Annotated in this window: 16 protein-coding genes and 1 pseudogene; 5 read left to right on the plus strand and 12 right to left on the minus strand. The window is 73.7% G+C overall.

Going from position 1 to position 14,909, the window contains the following annotated elements; genetic code table 11:
* Nucleotides 1-135: 135 nt before the first annotated feature.
* Together ACFWU6_RS24820 and ACFWU6_RS24825 are read right to left on the minus strand one after the other, a co-directional pair.
* Nucleotides 136-2,130: an FUSC family protein gene (locus tag ACFWU6_RS24820; RefSeq protein ID WP_383983097.1), complete on the minus strand. Its 1,995-nt coding sequence runs from the start codon at nucleotides 2,128-2,130 to the stop codon at nucleotides 136-138.
* Between the two features lie 87 nt (nucleotides 2,131-2,217).
* Entirely contained in the window at nucleotides 2,218-3,045 is an 828-nt protein-coding gene (locus ACFWU6_RS24825; RefSeq protein WP_383811366.1) for a hypothetical protein, read from the minus strand.
* Between the two features lie 259 nt (nucleotides 3,046-3,304).
* Here ACFWU6_RS24825 and ACFWU6_RS24830 point away from each other — a divergent pair, with 259 nt between their 5' ends.
* Genes ACFWU6_RS24830 through ACFWU6_RS24840 form a run of 3 tightly spaced genes read left to right on the plus strand, consistent with a single transcriptional unit; the run spans nucleotide 3,305 to nucleotide 5,564 of the window.
* On the plus strand, nucleotides 3,305-3,715 hold the full coding sequence (locus ACFWU6_RS24830) for a hypothetical protein (protein WP_383983099.1): 411 nt from the start codon (nucleotides 3,305-3,307) through the stop codon (nucleotides 3,713-3,715).
* A complete protein-coding gene (locus ACFWU6_RS24835; RefSeq protein ID WP_383983116.1) occupies nucleotides 3,712-4,674 on the plus strand; it encodes an ATP-binding cassette domain-containing protein in 963 nt (320 codons plus the stop codon). The genes ACFWU6_RS24830 and ACFWU6_RS24835 overlap by 4 nt, the downstream gene beginning before the upstream one ends.
* Nucleotides 4,671-5,564, plus strand: a complete 894-nt coding sequence (locus tag ACFWU6_RS24840) for an ABC transporter permease (RefSeq protein ID WP_383983101.1) — start codon at nucleotides 4,671-4,673, stop codon at nucleotides 5,562-5,564. The genes ACFWU6_RS24835 and ACFWU6_RS24840 overlap by 4 nt, the downstream gene beginning before the upstream one ends.
* Nucleotides 5,565-5,597: 33 nt before the next feature.
* On the opposite strand, the gene ACFWU6_RS24845 is transcribed toward ACFWU6_RS24840, so the two are convergent.
* The 5 genes from ACFWU6_RS24845 to ACFWU6_RS24865 form a co-directional block, all read right to left on the minus strand.
* Nucleotides 5,598-5,777: a hypothetical protein gene (locus tag ACFWU6_RS24845; RefSeq protein ID WP_383983103.1), complete on the minus strand. Its 180-nt coding sequence runs from the start codon at nucleotides 5,775-5,777 to the stop codon at nucleotides 5,598-5,600.
* A 53-nt stretch (nucleotides 5,778-5,830) separates the two neighbouring features.
* Nucleotides 5,831-6,199 (minus strand): hypothetical protein, encoded by a 369-nt coding sequence (locus ACFWU6_RS24850; RefSeq protein WP_383811378.1) that lies wholly within the window; start codon nucleotides 6,197-6,199, stop codon nucleotides 5,831-5,833.
* Between the two features lie 204 nt (nucleotides 6,200-6,403).
* A complete protein-coding gene (locus ACFWU6_RS24855) occupies nucleotides 6,404-6,640 on the minus strand; it encodes a hypothetical protein (RefSeq protein ID WP_383811382.1) in 237 nt (78 codons plus the stop codon).
* A gap of 145 nt (nucleotides 6,641-6,785) precedes the next feature.
* Nucleotides 6,786-7,703, minus strand: coding sequence for a factor-independent urate hydroxylase (gene pucL / locus ACFWU6_RS24860; RefSeq protein ID WP_383983105.1), 918 nt, complete (start codon nucleotides 7,701-7,703; stop codon nucleotides 6,786-6,788).
* Nucleotides 7,704-7,972: 269 nt separating this feature from the next.
* Nucleotides 7,973-9,322 (minus strand): aspartate aminotransferase family protein, encoded by a 1,350-nt coding sequence (locus tag ACFWU6_RS24865; RefSeq protein WP_383811387.1) that lies wholly within the window; start codon nucleotides 9,320-9,322, stop codon nucleotides 7,973-7,975.
* 212 nt (nucleotides 9,323-9,534) lie between these two features.
* On the opposite strand from ACFWU6_RS24865, the gene ACFWU6_RS24870 reads away from it, so the two are divergent.
* The gene (locus ACFWU6_RS24870; RefSeq protein ID WP_383983106.1) at nucleotides 9,535-10,128 is read left to right on the plus strand and encodes an ATP-binding protein; all 594 of its coding nucleotides are present in this window, start codon (nucleotides 9,535-9,537) and stop codon (nucleotides 10,126-10,128) included.
* A 55-nt stretch (nucleotides 10,129-10,183) separates the two neighbouring features.
* Here the strand turns inward: ACFWU6_RS24870 and ACFWU6_RS24875 are convergent.
* From ACFWU6_RS24875 to ACFWU6_RS24885, 3 genes and pseudogenes are all read right to left on the minus strand, one after another.
* A pseudogene (locus ACFWU6_RS24875) lies at nucleotides 10,184-11,053 on the minus strand (SigB/SigF/SigG family RNA polymerase sigma factor); the annotation flags it as partial.
* A gap of 23 nt (nucleotides 11,054-11,076) precedes the next feature.
* A complete protein-coding gene (locus ACFWU6_RS24880) occupies nucleotides 11,077-11,985 on the minus strand; it encodes a PaaX family transcriptional regulator C-terminal domain-containing protein (protein ID WP_383983118.1) in 909 nt (302 codons plus the stop codon).
* Between the two features lie 35 nt (nucleotides 11,986-12,020).
* Entirely contained in the window at nucleotides 12,021-12,620 is a 600-nt protein-coding gene (locus tag ACFWU6_RS24885; protein WP_383811392.1) for a GNAT family N-acetyltransferase, read from the minus strand.
* 68 nt (nucleotides 12,621-12,688) lie between these two features.
* Between ACFWU6_RS24885 and ACFWU6_RS24890 the strand changes: the two genes are divergently transcribed.
* On the plus strand, nucleotides 12,689-13,810 hold the full coding sequence (locus tag ACFWU6_RS24890; RefSeq protein ID WP_383983108.1) for an alpha/beta hydrolase family protein: 1,122 nt from the start codon (nucleotides 12,689-12,691) through the stop codon (nucleotides 13,808-13,810).
* Nucleotides 13,811-13,983: 173 nt separating this feature from the next.
* Here the strand turns inward: ACFWU6_RS24890 and ACFWU6_RS24895 are convergent, their stop codons facing one another.
* Complete coding sequence (locus ACFWU6_RS24895; RefSeq protein ID WP_383983110.1) at nucleotides 13,984-14,358, minus strand: hypothetical protein; 375 nt, start codon at nucleotides 14,356-14,358, stop codon at nucleotides 13,984-13,986.
* A 24-nt stretch (nucleotides 14,359-14,382) separates the two neighbouring features.
* Nucleotides 14,383-14,691, minus strand: coding sequence for an SCO5918 family protein (locus ACFWU6_RS24900; protein ID WP_383811399.1), 309 nt, complete (start codon nucleotides 14,689-14,691; stop codon nucleotides 14,383-14,385).
* Between the last annotated feature and the right edge of the window lie 218 nt (nucleotides 14,692-14,909).

Raw genomic sequence — 14,909 nt, forward strand, 5'->3', positions numbered from 1 at the left:
GGTGGCGCGGTGCAGGGGTGCCGCGTGTTACCGATGCTCCCCCGAGGGGCCCTGCCGGGCCCTGCCGGGCCCGGCCGCGGGCCCGTCCCGGTGGCCGGCTCCGCAGGGCTCCGGGCCGCCTCCCGGCGGGACCGGTCAGGGAGACGGGTGCGTGAGGGCGCGGGCCGCCGAAACCTCTTGGCTGACCGGGGCCAGGACGCTCGCCCCGTCGGTGTCCTCGGGGGCGTCGTGGTCACGGCGGGTGGGCGCCGGGCTCCGGCGCACCCCCTCGGCCAGTTCCCGCAGCTGCCGCGTGATCCGGTCGACCTCGGCGGCCGAGGGCGCCCGCGCCCCGTGGTTGACCCGGACCCGGGCGGCGGTGGTCGCGTCCACGATGCGCTCGACGGCGACCACCAGCGGCCACCACGCGGCGGCCCGCGCCCCGGTCGGGGGCGGTTCGGTCAAGGCCCGCTGGAATTCGCTGCGCACGCCCGACAGGTCCCGGTAGATGCGCCGCCGTGCCTGCAGGCGGGCCGTCCGGGCGGCGGGGAGCGCGGACTCGTCGGGGAGCGGGGCGAAGGCCCGCTCGACGTAGCGGGCCGCGTCGTCGACGGTGTCGGCGAGCCGGTCCCCGATCCGGGTGCGCCAGCTCTCGGGCCACAGCAGGTATCCGGCGACGAGGGTGATGGCGCAGCCGATCAGGCTGTCGAGCAGACGGGGGCGGATCAGGTCGAAGCCCTGGTGGTTGAGCTGGTCCGAGAGCAGCAGGATCACCGGGGTGATCGCGGCGGTCTGGAAGGCGTACCCCTTGACGGAGAAGGCGGGGATCAGCGCGCCCAGCACCATCATCACCGGCACGGCCCACCAGCCGCGCGGCACCTCGGCCAGCACGGCGGCCGCGACGACCAGCCCGACGGCGGTGCCCAGGGCGCGCAGGACGGCCCGGGAGAACACCGAGCCGAAGTCGGGCTTGAGCACGAAGGTGACGGTCAGCGCGACCCAGTAGGACCGCTCGACCTCGATCAGGGAGACGAGGGACTGCGCGAGCCCGATGCACACGGCGAGGCGCAGCCCGTACCGCCAGGAGGCCCGGGAGAACATCATGTCGCGCACCGCGCGCCGGGCGCGGACCCGCAGGGCGGCGGGCCGGCCCAGGCGGTCGTCGACGTTGTACGGGTCCGGCTCGGCGAGCAGCACGATGGTCGAGGCGTGGCGCAGGGCGGCGTCGACCGCCCGCTCGGCCCGGCCGTGCGGTACGGGCAGGTCGAGGTCGGGGGTCCCGGTGCGGCCCTCCTCGACGGCGGCGGCCAGTTCCCGGACGGCCGCCGGCACCTCGGGCGGCAGCGGCCGGCCGCGCAGGTGGGCCGCGGGGGCGGCCTCCACGAGCGGGATGACCACGTTCAGCTGGGCCAGCATCCGGACCAGGGAGGGGCTGCGGCCGTGCACCCGGGCCCGCCGGCCCAGGACGAGGTCGTAGGCCTGGTTGAGGGCCTGCGTGACCTCGACGCGGCGCTCCTCGTACGCGGGCCCCCCCGCGGCCTCCAGGGTGTCGGCCAGGGCCCGGTAGGTGGCGGCGACGGCGGCGCGTTCGGGCTGCCGTCCGCGCAGGGGCCAGCCCAGCAGGGTGAGTACGAGGACGAGCAGTCCGCCGCCGCTCATCAGCAGGGGGGCCGTCCACCAGGGGCTGGGCATCGGGAGCCCGGCGCCGACCACCGCGTTCAGCAGCAGGAGCAGCCCGGACACGGAGGCCACCGTGCCGATGGAGGAGATCATCCCGGAGACGAGGGCGATCAGGGTGAGGGCGCCGACGGCCACCCAGCCGTGGCCGAACACCAGGGTGCCCAGGGCGACGCCGACGGCGCCGAAGAACTGTGGAACGGCGATGTTCAGGACGCGCATCCGGTAGGCGTCGGCGGTGTCGCCGATCACTCCGGAGAGGGCGCCCATGGAGACGAGCGCCCCGTATTCGGGCTCGTCGCACGCGAAGCCGACGGCCAGCGGTACGGCGAGGGCGACGGCCGCGCGCAGCGCGGCGGCCCAGGGGATCGCGGCGCGGCTCGGCCGCAGGCCGTTGAGCAGCCAGTGGGGTGGGGCCAGCGGATGGTGCCGGGAGGTCCGGGACGGTATCCGTTCGGTGCGTTCGGTGCTCATTCCCGCTTCCGTGCCGCCGCTTGCGAATCGATTCTTCTGGGGGCTTCTGCGCCGTAATGCATGTGTTGGTACCTGTACCTACCGAGCTTATGGGGTGCGGCGCAGCCGGCCCGTCACCCAGGCGGCCAGCGCGGCCGCGAGCCCGGCCGCCAGCACCACCCAGGCGGTGGTGCGCAGGAACGCGGTGAGCGCGTCGTAGACGGCCCCGGCGGCGGACCGGTCGATGTCGGCGGGCAGGTCGTCCAGGGTGAACCGGCGGCACAGGTCCACCGCGATCCACAGCAGGACGGCCCCGACCGCGAGCCCCAGGCCGGTGGCGATCACGGCGCGCCGCCGCCGGACGGCGACGGCGATGGCCGCGGCGGCCAGGACCAGGGTCAGCAGGGGGAGCCAGACACCGGCGATCTGGAGCATGCGGAAACCCCTCCGGAGGGCGCCGAGGTCGTCGTACTCCATGACCTTGACGGAGACGCGGGTCACCGGGATGCGATCGGCGAAGGGCACGCCGTCGGCGACGAGATCGTCCTTGACCTGGGATACGACCGGCGCGAGGTCGATGGTGACGGCGTCCCCGTCGCCGGTGGTGAGCGCCTTCAGGAAGGCCGCGTGCGCGGCGCGGTTGGCGGCGTCCCAGGCGGTCCGGTAGGCGGGGGTGCCGGCGAAGGAGCGCACCGCCTCGCCGAGCAGGGCGTCCACCCCGCCCTGGAAGGGGCCGGCGTCGATCTGTCCGGTGAGGGCGCGGGTCGCCTGGGAGACGACGACGCCCTGGACGGCCGGGTCCGTGGCGAGCGGGGACATGGCGGCGGTATAGCGGTCGGCGTCGCCCAGCTCGTGGTCGGCCCAGTACGCGACGGCGCTCGCGGGCACCAGCAGGGCCACGAGCGCGATGAGTACCGCCGACAGGATGGTGCGCACGTCACCAGGGAATGCGGGCGCGGCCCGGCGCGCGAGCGGTGTTGCTGCGGTCGGGTGGCGGGGCCCGGGAGAGTCCCCGCGGAGGGGCGGGCCCCCTCCCCTCCGCACCGCCCTCCAGGCCGTCGGCCTGTGCCCCGTCGGCGTCGTCCGTCCCGGCACGTGCGTCGTCGGGGCGGTGCGCGGATCGTCCCACCGCCTGATCCACTTGCCGGCCGGGGGCGGCGGGTGTGCCCTGGATGATGGGAGAGAGGAGCCCGTCATGGCACATGCGGCACCCACCGCCTCCGGGCGGCACCATCGGCGGACGGCGGACACGGCCCACCACGCGAGCAGGAGCGCCTATGCGCGGCCCCTGCTCGCCGGACTCGTCTACGGCGTCTGGGCCGCCTTCATCGAGCGCCAGACGGGCCCGGTCGACGCGGGCAACGTCTTCTACGGGATTCTGTGCGGCGCGATCTTCGCGGGCATCATGTTCGCCCTCGCGCGGATCGGCCCCCGGATGCGCCGCGAGGCCTACGCCACCGCGTACGGAGTCTTCCTCGGCGTGGCCGCCGGCTACCTCCACAGCCTCACCGACGCCAGCGTGCTCCGCTCCACGGTGATCGGCCTCGCCGTCGGCGTGGGCGTGGGACTGGTGGCGTTCTACCGGTACTACACGCACGAGGACTGAGTCCCACGGCTCCCGCCGGCCACGCGATCGAGACAGCCGGCCTCGTCAAGGTCTTCGGGGACAACCGGGCCGTGGACGGGGTCGATCTGCTGGTGCCCGAAGGGACCGTCTACGGCCTGCTCGGCCCCAACGGCGCGGGCAAGACCACCGTGGTGAAGATGCTGGCCACCCTGCTGCGCCCGGACGGCGGGGAGGCCCGCGTCTTCGGCCGGGACGTCACCCGCGACGCCGACGCCGTCCGCGGCCGGGTCAGCCTCACCGGCCAGTACGCCTCCGTCGACGAGGACCTGACCGGCACCGAGAACCTGGTGCTGCTCGCGCGGCTCCTCGGGCACGCGCGGCCCGCCGCCCGAGAGCGCGCCGCCGAACTGCTGGACGCCTTCGGGCTGTCCGCGGCGGCCGGCCGGCAGGTGAAGCACTACTCCGGCGGCATGCGGCGCCGCATCGACATCGCCGCGTCCATCCTCAACACTCCCGACCTGCTGTTCCTGGACGAGCCCACCACCGGCCTCGACCCGCGCAGCCGCAACCAGGTCTGGGAGATCGTGCGCGCCGTCGTCAGCCAGGGCACCACCGTGCTGCTCACCACGCAGTACCTCGACGAGGCCGACCGGCTGGCCTCGCGGATCGCCGTCATCGACCACGGCCGGGTGATCGCCGAGGGGACCAAGGGCGAGCTCAAGGCCTCCGTCGGCTCGGGCAGCGTGCACGTGCGGCTCCGCGACCCGGACCGCCGGGCGGAGGCCGTGCGCCTGCTGACCGCCGTGCTCGACGAGACCGTCACCCCCGATCCGGACCCCGTCGCCCTGACCGCCCGCGTCGACGACGCCGGCAGCGCCGCCGAGGCCCTGGCCGAGCTGGCGCGCGCCGGGATCGTGGTCGACACCTTCGCGCTGGGCCAGCCCAGCCTCGACGAGGTCTTCCTCGCGCTCACCGACGACAAGGGGGCGGCGACATGAGCGTCCACACCCGGGAGCCCGGGCCGGGGGGCGCCGACCCGGCCGCCGGCCCGGCCAACGCGCAGGAGCCGGAGTTCACCGCCCCTCAGACCGACCGGCTCGCCGCGCTCCTCGTCTCCCGGCGGCGCCCGCCCCGGCCGAGCGCGCTCTCGACCTCGCTGACCTTCGGCTGGCGGGCCGTCCTGAAGATCAAGCACGTCCCGGAACAGCTCTTCGACGTCACCGCGTTCCCGATCATGATGGTGCTGATGTACACGTACCTCTTCGGCGGTGCGCTGGCCGGCTCCCCGCAGACGTACATCCAGACGCTGCTGCCGGGCATCCTCGTCATGTCGATCGTGATGATCACCATGTACACGGGGGTCTCCGTCAACACCGACATCGAGAAGGGCGTCTTCGACCGCTTCCGCACCCTCCCCATCTGGCGGCCCTCGACGATGGTGGGCTATCTGCTGGGCGACATGCTGCGCTACGCCGTGGCCTCCGCCGTGATGCTGGCCGTCGGCCTGCTCATCGGATTCCGTCCCGCGGGCGGTGTGGCGGGCGTCCTGGCCGGAGTGGCGCTGCTGATCGCCTTCTCGTTCGCGTTCTCGTGGGTCTGGACGATGTTCGGGCTGCTGCTGCGCAGTGAGAAGTCCGTCATGGGCGTCAGCATGATGGTGCTGTTCCCGCTGACCTTCCTCAGCAACATCTTCGTGGACCCGAAGACCATGCCCGGCTGGCTCCAGGCGTTCGTGAACAACAGCCCGGTCACCCACCTCACCAGCGCCGTGCGCGGGCTGATGGCGGGGGAGTGGCCGGCCGACGAGATCGCCTGGTCACTGGGGTGGGCCGGGCTGTTGGTCCTGGTCTTCGGGCCCGTCACGATGCGGCTCTACAACCGCAAGTAGCGGTACGTCCGGCCGGACGGCTCCGGCGCCGCCCTACGCGGCGGAGTCCGCGGGCGCGCCCTGCTGCCGAGGTTCGCTCTCGTGCTCGACGGCCGCGGTCTCGGCGGGGACCTTCGGTGACGCGGCGGTTTCGGCGTGACGGGCCGGCGGGGTGAAGCGGGACGCCTCGGCGCGGATCATGGCGTTCAGTGCGGCGTACGGGTCGATGGGCATGGCGGAACTCCACGGTGCTCGGGGGTGTGCGGTCGCGCTGCTGCTCGGCCCCCTCAGCAGCGCAGGACCACGCTCCGTACCGCCCGCAGGGACGCCGCCGGTTCCACGACCGCGGCCCGGGAGCGGGCGCAGACCGGTCCCGGGTCCGGGTGTTTCACGTGAAACACCGCCGGCGGCAGCCGCCGTACCCCGGCCGTGCCGCGTGCGACCGCACGGACGGCGGTCCGCGCCTCGGGGTCGGCGGCGGGGTCGGAGTGTCCTTCGACGGGCTCGGCCGGCGCGCTGGTGGCCGGACGGGATTCGGCGGCCGTCGCGCCGGCCGGTCCGGCGCCGAACACGCACAGCAGCACGACACAGAGCGTCGTCAGGGCCCTGGTCAGGGCCCCGGCGAGGGCCGTCCGTGCGCTCCGCCTGCCGATCATGCGAGGGGTCTGCCCCGGCGCGCCGGACGGTTCCCGTCCCGGGGCCGAGAAGCCCCCGACCGGGGGACGAAGTCACCCCCCACGGCTCAGCGGGTGCGGCGCTGCCCGGTGAGCCGGGTACGGGCGGGTTGGGGGCGGCGGAGCCGGGCGCCGACCACCCTCCTCGCCCCCGGGCCTGGGGCGTCGGGCCGGTGCGGAGGCGGGTCAGACCACGATGAGCGCGGCGCCCATCAGCGCGGCGGCCAGGTGCACGGCCGGATGGCCGTAGTCACCGAACCAGAGGTGGCGGGCGAGGCCCCCCAGGGCGGCCAGCGCGGCGATGACGCCGATCTGGCCGAACAGCGTGACGGCGGTGAAGGGGGCCAGGAGCAGCAGGAGCGAGTTCAGCCAGAGCGGGGCGGCGCCCGTCCAGCCCCGCCATTCCCGTATCGCCGTCGGCATGTGCTGCAGGCCCCCTCGTCGTCAACCGGTCGGCTGCACAGCCTCCTTGGGGGCAGCGGTCGGCACAAGGGCACCTTCGGCTAGATGTCCGGGACGAGGCCGAAAGTCGTCCACCGTGCGGCCCGGATGGCCGGCGGGACAGCGTTCAGGCCACGATCCAGTCGGACGTGGCGATCACCGGCTGCACGCCGTCGCGGTGGACGGTGCCCTCGATGAGGCCGTACATCCGGTCCGCCGCGAAGTAGACCTCGTTGTCGTTCTCGAGGCCGAAGGGCTCCAGGTCGACGAGGAAGTGGTGCTTGTTGGGAAGGTTGAGGCGCACCTCGTTGACCTTGGGGCAGTTGTCGAGCACGCGCTCGGCCATCTGGTTCAGGGTCTGCTGGAGCGAGTAGGAGTACGTCTCCGCGAAGGCCTCCAGCAGGTTCTTGCGGACCTTCTTGTACGACTGGTCCCAGTCGTACCCGGCGTCGTCGGCGGCGAGCGCCGAGTGCGCCCAGCGCGCGGTGACCTTGGTCGCCAGGATGCGGTCGTACGCCTCCTGGAGGGTCGTGTACCGGTCCTTGATGTAGCCGTGGAACTCGGAGTTCGTCGAGTTCATCACCGTCAGGTCCTTCAGGCCCGAGAGGACCTGGAGTCCGGTCGTCTCGCTGTAGGTGACCTGCGCGGTGCGCACCTCGGTGCCCTTGAGGGCGAAGGAGTGCTGCTCCTTGCGGGTGGGGACCGGGAGCCGCTCCCAGGCGAACTCCTCGATGCGGATCTGCGCCTCGCGGATCGGCTGCTGGGAGGAGACGAAGTGCTTGGCGAGCAGGATGCCGAAGGCCTCGGGGGAGGCGATGCCGTGCTCCTTGCCGAAGGCGTACACCGTGTTCTTGGTGGTGTCGGTCGGCAGGCAGTTCGCGTTGTCACCGGTGAGGTGGACGTCGCGGAACTCGCCGCGGAGCGCGACCGAGACGTTGAGGTCGCGGATCTCGTGCCAGGAACCGTCGCTGCCCTTGCGGGTGACCTTGACGATGCGGTTCTCGGCCTTGCCGTACTGGTTCTGCGCCAGGACGTGCTTGCTCATGCTGTCTTCCTTCGGGTACTCGGGTACTCGGGAACACGGAGTCCGGTGGTCCGGATCCCGTACGCCCGGCGTCCAGCGGTCACCCGCTCCCCGCCGTTCGGCCCCGGGGGGCCGCCCCGGGACTGACGTGCATCCCGGTCCGTAGGTGCTTCGGCCCGTCCTCGTCACGGGGCCTGCACGGATTGCAGCACGCGTACGGGGCGGGAGCCACCGTACGGATCCTCCGAACACCGGCGCCCACGGCTTGGGCGACCCCACAGAAGTGCAGGTCAGACCGTGTGGGCATCCGCCACGGCGAGGGCCTCGTCGAGGACGGCCAGCCCCTTGGCGACGTCCTCGGGCGCGATGTTGCAGGCCGGGGCGATGTGGATGCGGTTTCCGGCGGTGAGCGGCCAGAGCCCGCCCTTCTTGCAGGCGGCGGCGAATTCGGCCATGGGCGCGTTGTCCGCTCCGGCGGCGTTGTAGGGGACCAGCGGCTCGCGGGTCTCCTTGTCCCGTACGAGTTCCAGCGCCCAGAAGGTGCCCAGTCCCCGGACCTCGCCCACCGAGGGGTGCCGCTCGGCGAGGGCGCGCAGACCGGGGCCGAGCAGCTCGGCGCCCGTGCGGGCGGACTGCTCGACCGTGCCCTCCTCCTCCATGACGTTGATGGTGGCGACGGCGGCCGCGCAGGCCAGTACGTGCCCGGAGTACGTGAGTCCGCCCGGGTAGGGCCGACGGGCGAAGGTCTCGGCGATGGCCGCGGAGATGGCGACACCGCCGAGCGGGACGTACCCGCTGGTCACGCCCTTGGCGAAGCAGATGAGGTCGGGGGTCACCCCCCAGTGCTCGGAGGCGAACCACCGGCCCGTCCGCCCGAAGCCGACCATGATCTCGTCGAGGATGAAGACGATGCCGAAGCGGTCGCAGAGCTCGCGCACCCCCGCCAGGTACCCGTCGGGGTGCACGAGGACGCCCGGGGCTCCCCCGACGGTCTCCAGGATGATCGCGGCGATGGACCGCGGGCCCTCGAAGACGATGGTGTCCTCGAGGTGGCGCAGGGCCCGCTCGCACTCCTCGGCCGGGTTCGCCGCGTAGAAGGGCGAGCGGTAGGCGAAGGGGCCCCAGAAGTGCACGACGCCCGCGGTCGCGGTGTCGTTGCCGAAGCGGCGGGCGTCACCGGTGAGGTTGATCGCGGCCGAGGTGGCGCCGTGGTACGAGCGGTACGCGGACAGCACCTTGGGCCGGCCGGTGTGCAGCCGGGCCATGCGGACGGCGTTCTCGACGGCCTCGGCCCCGGCGTTGGTGAAGAAGATCTTGTCCAGGTCGCCGGGGGTCCGCTCGGCGATGAGGCGTGCGGCCTCGGAGCGGACGTCGACGGCGAAGCCGGGCGCGACGGTGCACAGGGTGGCCGCCTGCCGCGCGATGGCCGCGGTCACCTTGGGGTGCTGGTAGCCGATGTTGGTGTAGACGAGGGCGCTGGAGAAGTCGAGGAAGCGGTTGCCCTGGTAGTCCCAGAAGTAGGAGCCCTCCGCCCCCGCGACGGCGAGCGGGTCGATGAGCTCCTGGGCCGACCAGGAATGGAAGACGTGCTTCCGGTCGGCTTCCTTCACAGCGGCGAGGGCGTCGGCTTCTGTGTTCATGGATCGAGGGTAGTTGTCCGGGATGTGGACGCGGAGCCTCCTCCGGTGGACACGGCCCGGCGGTGGCGGGGGAAGCGTCCGCGACGGCACCCCGATGGTCGGGGTGAGGTGGCCCCCGGCGTTGTCCTCCGCCGCGCGTCCTTGATCCTGTGTGCGTGTGTGTGTGACGAACCGGATCGCCGTTTGTCGCATGCCGGAATGCAGTTTCCGAGATGTGGAAGTGTTGGAGGGGTGCTAGTGAGGCGTGCAACGGGGCGGGACATCGGGATTGGCTGCCGGTGGCGGGGGTAGGTGCGGCCGGGAGAGACGCGGAGACGGGAGACCCTGTGGCCGAGCAGACGCGGAGGCTGGTCCTGGGTGGAGCCACGTCAGGGGTGGTGAGCCGCTGTCGGGACTTCACCAGCCGAGCGCTGGCCGACTGGGCCTGGCCGGGCGGCGCGGAAGCGGCGGAGGACGTGCTGCTCCTGGTGTCGGAAGTGGTGACCAACGCCTGCCTGCACGCGGGCGGCCCGCGCGAGCTGGTGCTGCGGCACGACCACGAGCGGCTGCGCGTGGAGGTCAGTGACGGCAGCCCCGAGATTCCCCGGCGGCGGCTGCCCGGAGACCGGGCGCTGCCGGGAGGGCACGGGCTGATCGTGGTGGAACGGCTCGCGCGGAGCTGGGGTGCGCAGCCGTTCGCGGACGCGTCGCCCGGCAAGACGGTGTGGCTGGAGATTGCGGCGGGGCGCTCTGACGGCTCTGACGGGACTCACGGGCCGTCCGCAGCGCCCGGGGAGCCGGCGGAGGGGCCGCTCCGCCAGCCGTAGCCGGCGTCGTGGCCGAAGCCGCGGGGGTCTCGTCGCCCCCGTCCGCCTCATCGGCCTCGTCGACGAGCAGTCCGTCGCGCAGCCGGGCGAGGGTCCGGTTCAGCAGCCGGGAGACGTGCATCTGCGACAGGCCCAGCCGGTCGCCGATCTCGGACTGCGTCAGCTCCTGCCCGAACCGCAGGGCGAGCAGCGTCCGCTCCCGCTCGGTGAGGCCGGCCAGGATCGGCTTGAGGGACTCCATGCACTCGATCCGGTCGTACGAGCCTTCCTCCTCGCCGAGCGCGGGCCGCCCGGCGTAGGCGTCGCGGTCGCCGTCGTCCTGCACCGGGGCGTCCAGCGAGCGGGCGGAGTACGCGTGGGCCGCCTTGCGCCCCTCGGCGAGCTCCTCGGGGGTGACGTGCAGCTCGGCGGCCAGCTCGGCCTCGGTCGGCTCCCGGCCGAGGTCCTGCTCCATGGCGTCGTGCGCCTTGGCGGTGTCGATCCGCAGCTCCTGGAGGCGGCGCGGGACCTTGACGGCCCAGCTCGTGTCCCGGAAGAACCTCTTGATCTCGCCGCTGATGGTGGGCATCGCGAACGAGGTGAACTCAACGCCGCGCGCCGGGTCGAACCGGTTGATGGCCTTGATCAGGCCGATCGTGCCGACCTGGACGATGTCCTCCATGGGCTCGCTCCGGCCGCGGAACCGGCGGGCGGCGTACTTCACCAGGCTGAGGTTGAGCTCGACGAGGGTGTTGCGGACGTACGAGTACTCCACGCCCCCCTCGTCCAGAGTGGCCAGCCGTTGGAACAGGGACCCGGAGAGGGCTCTGGCCTCGTGCGTTGCGACGTCTGTGAGCTCGGTTCGGTGCATGGCGCTGCGCTCCTCCGACGGTGTGACCCCGGGGGTTGCCCTGGGCGCGCGTCGTCGCGCTGTCCAAGGGGATATACCCTCCTGAACCCACCCATACCCTACCCAGACTTTGGCGCTGGGTCAGTTCGGGGGCTCCGCGGGGCGGCCTCCGAGGCCTCCGCGTACAGCCGGAAGAGCCGTGGCCCTCCGGCCGGGGCGGCTTCCCGCAGCCGGCCCCAGGCCGCGGCCGCTGCGGCCCGGGCCGCGGTCCCGGGCCAGGGCGCCGGCAGCAGCTCCGGCGGCAGCAGGGGGTCCGGGAGCATCGCGTCGGAGAACGCGGCGGCCAGCGCGACGGCCCGCGCCAGCGCGACCGCCCCGTCCGGGTCCCCGGCGCCCCCGTCCCGGGCGCCCACGCCTCCGGCGCCCGCCGCCCCGGCGGGCGGTGCCCCGGCTGCGGCGGCCAGGGCGTGCAGGGCCTCGTAGCGGGCCGCGATCGCGGGCAGCGGCCACAGGCGGGCCGCCACGGCCGCCGGGTCCGCGGCGCCGCCGACCTCCAGGTCCCGGGTGGTCAGGCAGGTCAGCGCCTCCGGTACGCCCAGCTCCGCCGCGCGGGCCCGTACGTACGGGCCGATCGCGTTCGGCGTGACGTAGAGGCCGCCCTGCACCGGGGCCGCCCCCAGCCCCGTCAGGGCGTCCCGCAGGGCGTCCCGGGCCGCCCGCGCGGATTCGGGCACGGCGAAGGCGAAGGCGTGCCAGGTGCCGTCCCAGGGCTCCAGGCCGGCGTCCTGCCGGTACGCGTGCCGGACGAAATCCACCTCCGGCACGTGCACCGGCCCGGCGCCCGCGGCCCCCGACAGTCGCAGTACGGCCCGGCGCCCGCGCCCCTGCACGGTGAACCGCCCCTCCGCAGCCAGCCGCTTCACGCACAGCCGCACCTGCTGGTCGGTCATCCCGAGGAGCCCCGCCACCCGGTACAGCTCGCCGCCCTCGACCGTCCCGTCCTCCCGGACCAGCGCGTGCACCACCATCCGCGTCGGGACGGACCCGGGCGGCTCGACCGCGCTCACCGCGCCACCGCCTTGTGCATCGTCGTCACGGCTCCGAAGCCGAGGACGTCCCGCAGCCACGGCGTCCGCTGCACCTTCACCGCGTGGAAGCCGTGCCGCTCGTACAGGGCGCGCGCCCGCGGGTTCTCCGCGACGACGTCCAGCCGGACGCGCCGGCACCCCTGCTCCGCGGCGACCGCCTCCACCTCCCGCAGCAGCAGTCCGCCGATGCCCCGGCCCCGCTCGGCGGGATCCACGGCGATGCCGTCCATGAGCAGCTCCCCGCGCGCCGGAGTGCGCTCCAGCAGGGCCAGCAGGAGCACCCGGTACAAGCCCCGGACCTGCCCGTACGCGGCCCTGACCGCCGCCGCGTCGCCGCCGGTCAGGCCGCGCCCGGCGAGGTGGTAGCCGGCCACGCCCACCAGTCGGCCGTCGCCGGACACCGCGCTCACCGCGCGGTCCGCGTTCAGGTGGGCGGCGATGAAGCGCCGCCCGTCCCCTTCAGGGCCGAGGGCGGCGCCCAGCTTGCGCCCGAAGGCCTCCCAGTACAGCTCGGCGACACGCTCCTCGGCGCCCTCGGGCACCCCGCGCCGCACGTTCACGCTCTCTGTCGTCATAGTACGAGCTTAATACGCTCATCATGGATACGATCGTTTTAATTTAGAGCGATTGCTAGGAGTCCCTCATGGCCCGACCGCTCCACCCGCCGACGACACCCGGGAAACCCGCGGAGATCGTGGGGCCCGCCACTCCCGAACCGCCCGCCACACCCGGCACGCCCGCCGCCCCCCGCACCCCCCGCGGACAGCTCCGCACCGCGCTCCTGCGCACCGCCGCGGCCCTTCTGGCCGCCGCCCTGCTCCTCACCGGCGTCGTCCTCGTGCAGCACGACTACGACCTGCGCGAGGAGCGCGTCACCGTCCCCGCCGCCGGGCGCCGACTCCCCGGAGTACTCGCCACCCCCGGGGGCGCCGGCCCCTTCCCGCTCGTCGTCCTCGTGCACGGCGACGGCCCGGTCGACGCCACCCACGACGGCTTCTACCGGCCGTACTGGGAGGCCTTCGCCCGCGCCGGGTACGCCTCGCTCTCCCTGGACAAGCCCGCCGACTGGCTGGACCAGACGATGGACGACCGGGCCCGCGAGACCGCCGACGCCCTCGCCTGGGCCGCCGCCCGCCCTGACGTCGACCCCGCCCGGATCGGGCTGTGGGGCGCCAGCCAGGCCGGCTGGGTGATGCCCAAGGTCGTGGCGCGGGCCCCGGCGCCCGGAGTCCGCTTCGTCATCGCCGTCGGCACCGCCGTGAACTGGCACCGCCAGGGGGAGTTCAACCTGCGCGCCGGACTCCGCGCCGAGGGGGCGTCCGCCGAGCGCACGGCGGACGCCCTGCGCACCCGCGAGGCCACCCTCGGGCTGCTGCGGCGCGGAGCGGCGTACGAGGAGTACCGGGCGAGTCCGGGCGCGGACCGGGAACTCACGGCGGAGCGGTGGTCGTTCATCAGCCGGAACCACACGGCGGACGCGAGCGCCGACCTGCGGGCGATGCCGCCCGTCCCGGTGCTGTTGATCTCGGGAGCCGACGACCTCAACGTGGACGGAGCCGAGACCGAGGCCGTCTACCGGAAACTGCTGGCGCCCGGCACGCTGACCGTGCGCCGCTACCCGGGCGCCACCCACTCGCTGGTCCGCACCCCGGTCGAGCGCTCCTCCTGGCGGCTGGCCCTGACGGCCGTGTTCGCCCCCCGCGCGCTGTTCCCGCCCGGCCTCCTCGACGACCAGCGGCGCTTCCTCGAACAGCAGGGCCGTTAGGGAGCCGTGGAAGGGCGCGCTTTCGGGCGTACGGAGCCCGTCAAGGCGGGCCGGTGGCGGGCCGGGCCGGTGGTGGGCCGGGAGCGCCGACCGGACGGCGCGGGGCGCATGCCGCCCCACATGCGACCGCGGCCCGGCGGCGGGACCGGGTGGTCCCGCCGCCGAGCCGCAGATCAGCTGTCCGAGTAGCTGAAGTCCCCGACCGTCCACGCGCTGACGTCCTGCAGCGCGATCCGGTACATCCCACCCGTCTCGGGGATTCCCAGGGTTCCCTGGAGGATCCGGGCGACGTGGAAGTGCAGGTGGGTCGGGGACGCACCGGCGGCTGCCGGTGCGGACGGTCCGCGCGACTCGAAGATGTCGGCGAAGGGGCCCAGCCGTGCCGAGTCCCGCAGGACCTCGGCCACGCGCCGGCGCCAGACGCCCTCGGGCGCGAGGCGTCCGGTGATCACGGCACCGTGCACCACGACGGTGAGGGACATCTGATTGGTTTGCTCCGCCTCGACCATGGAGGCGATATCGACGAGCAGGTCATCGGGAATCGACATGGTCACGGACTCTAGCAAGGGCTCTCAGGCGCCGGTCGTGGACCCGAGGAGCGCCGAGGCGGCCTGCATCGGGGTGAGGGCGGGCGCCGGAACGGGAGCGGAGAGGTCGCGGCAGGTGAAGCCGAGCCGGGTCAGGGCCCGGGTGACCTCGGCGGCGGTGAAGTCGCGGCGGTCCTGCCGGGTGATGACCTCGCCGACCTGCTTGACCGGATAGGTCCGGCGGCTGATGATCACGGACGCCCCCGTGACGGGCTCGGGCTTGACGCCCTTCATCGACTGCTCGACCTCGATCTTCTCGAGGTCGAAGGGGTATCGGGCGATGACGAAGCGCATGATGCCTCACAGACTGGATGGGGTACGCGGGGACGGCGGAGTGGCACAGGAGGGGCGACGGCGGGCGGACCCGGTCAGGCGGCCATGCCCTGCGAACGCCGGCGTTCCTGTGCGGGGCGGCTGCGTCGGCCGCGGGAGGATGCTGCGCTGCGGCGGGGGCGGTCGGATGCGGGTGCGGTGATGGTGACCGGGATGCCGGAGGGGGTCTGGGCGCCGGT

The organism is Streptomyces sp. NPDC058674 (assembly GCF_042716505.1).
GTDB lineage: Bacteria > Actinomycetota > Actinomycetes > Streptomycetales > Streptomycetaceae > Streptomyces.

Coding starts and splice junctions, on each gene's coding strand:
- ACFWU6_RS24820 (WP_383983097.1), bottom strand. CDS start 2,130: ATGAGCACCGAACGCACCGAACGGATACCGTCCCGGACCTCCCGGCAC.
- ACFWU6_RS24830 (WP_383983099.1), top strand. CDS start 3,305: ATGGCACATGCGGCACCCACCGCCTCCGGGCGGCACCATCGGCGGACG.
- ACFWU6_RS24840 (WP_383983101.1), top strand. CDS start 4,671: ATGAGCGTCCACACCCGGGAGCCCGGGCCGGGGGGCGCCGACCCGGCC.
- ACFWU6_RS24845 (WP_383983103.1), bottom strand. CDS start 5,777: ATGCCCATCGACCCGTACGCCGCACTGAACGCCATGATCCGCGCCGAG.
- ACFWU6_RS24850 (WP_383811378.1), bottom strand. CDS start 6,199: ATGATCGGCAGGCGGAGCGCACGGACGGCCCTCGCCGGGGCCCTGACC.
- ACFWU6_RS24855 (WP_383811382.1), bottom strand. CDS start 6,640: ATGCCGACGGCGATACGGGAATGGCGGGGCTGGACGGGCGCCGCCCCG.
- pucL (WP_383983105.1), bottom strand. CDS start 7,703: ATGAGCAAGCACGTCCTGGCGCAGAACCAGTACGGCAAGGCCGAGAAC.
- ACFWU6_RS24865 (WP_383811387.1), bottom strand. CDS start 9,322: ATGAACACAGAAGCCGACGCCCTCGCCGCTGTGAAGGAAGCCGACCGG.
- ACFWU6_RS24870 (WP_383983106.1), top strand. CDS start 9,535: ATGTGGAAGTGTTGGAGGGGTGCTAGTGAGGCGTGCAACGGGGCGGGA.
- ACFWU6_RS24880 (WP_383983118.1), bottom strand. CDS start 11,985: ATGGTGGTGCACGCGCTGGTCCGGGAGGACGGGACGGTCGAGGGCGGC.
- ACFWU6_RS24885 (WP_383811392.1), bottom strand. CDS start 12,620: ATGACGACAGAGAGCGTGAACGTGCGGCGCGGGGTGCCCGAGGGCGCC.
- ACFWU6_RS24890 (WP_383983108.1), top strand. CDS start 12,689: ATGGCCCGACCGCTCCACCCGCCGACGACACCCGGGAAACCCGCGGAG.
- ACFWU6_RS24895 (WP_383983110.1), bottom strand. CDS start 14,358: ATGTCGATTCCCGATGACCTGCTCGTCGATATCGCCTCCATGGTCGAG.
- ACFWU6_RS24900 (WP_383811399.1), bottom strand. CDS start 14,691: ATGCGCTTCGTCATCGCCCGATACCCCTTCGACCTCGAGAAGATCGAG.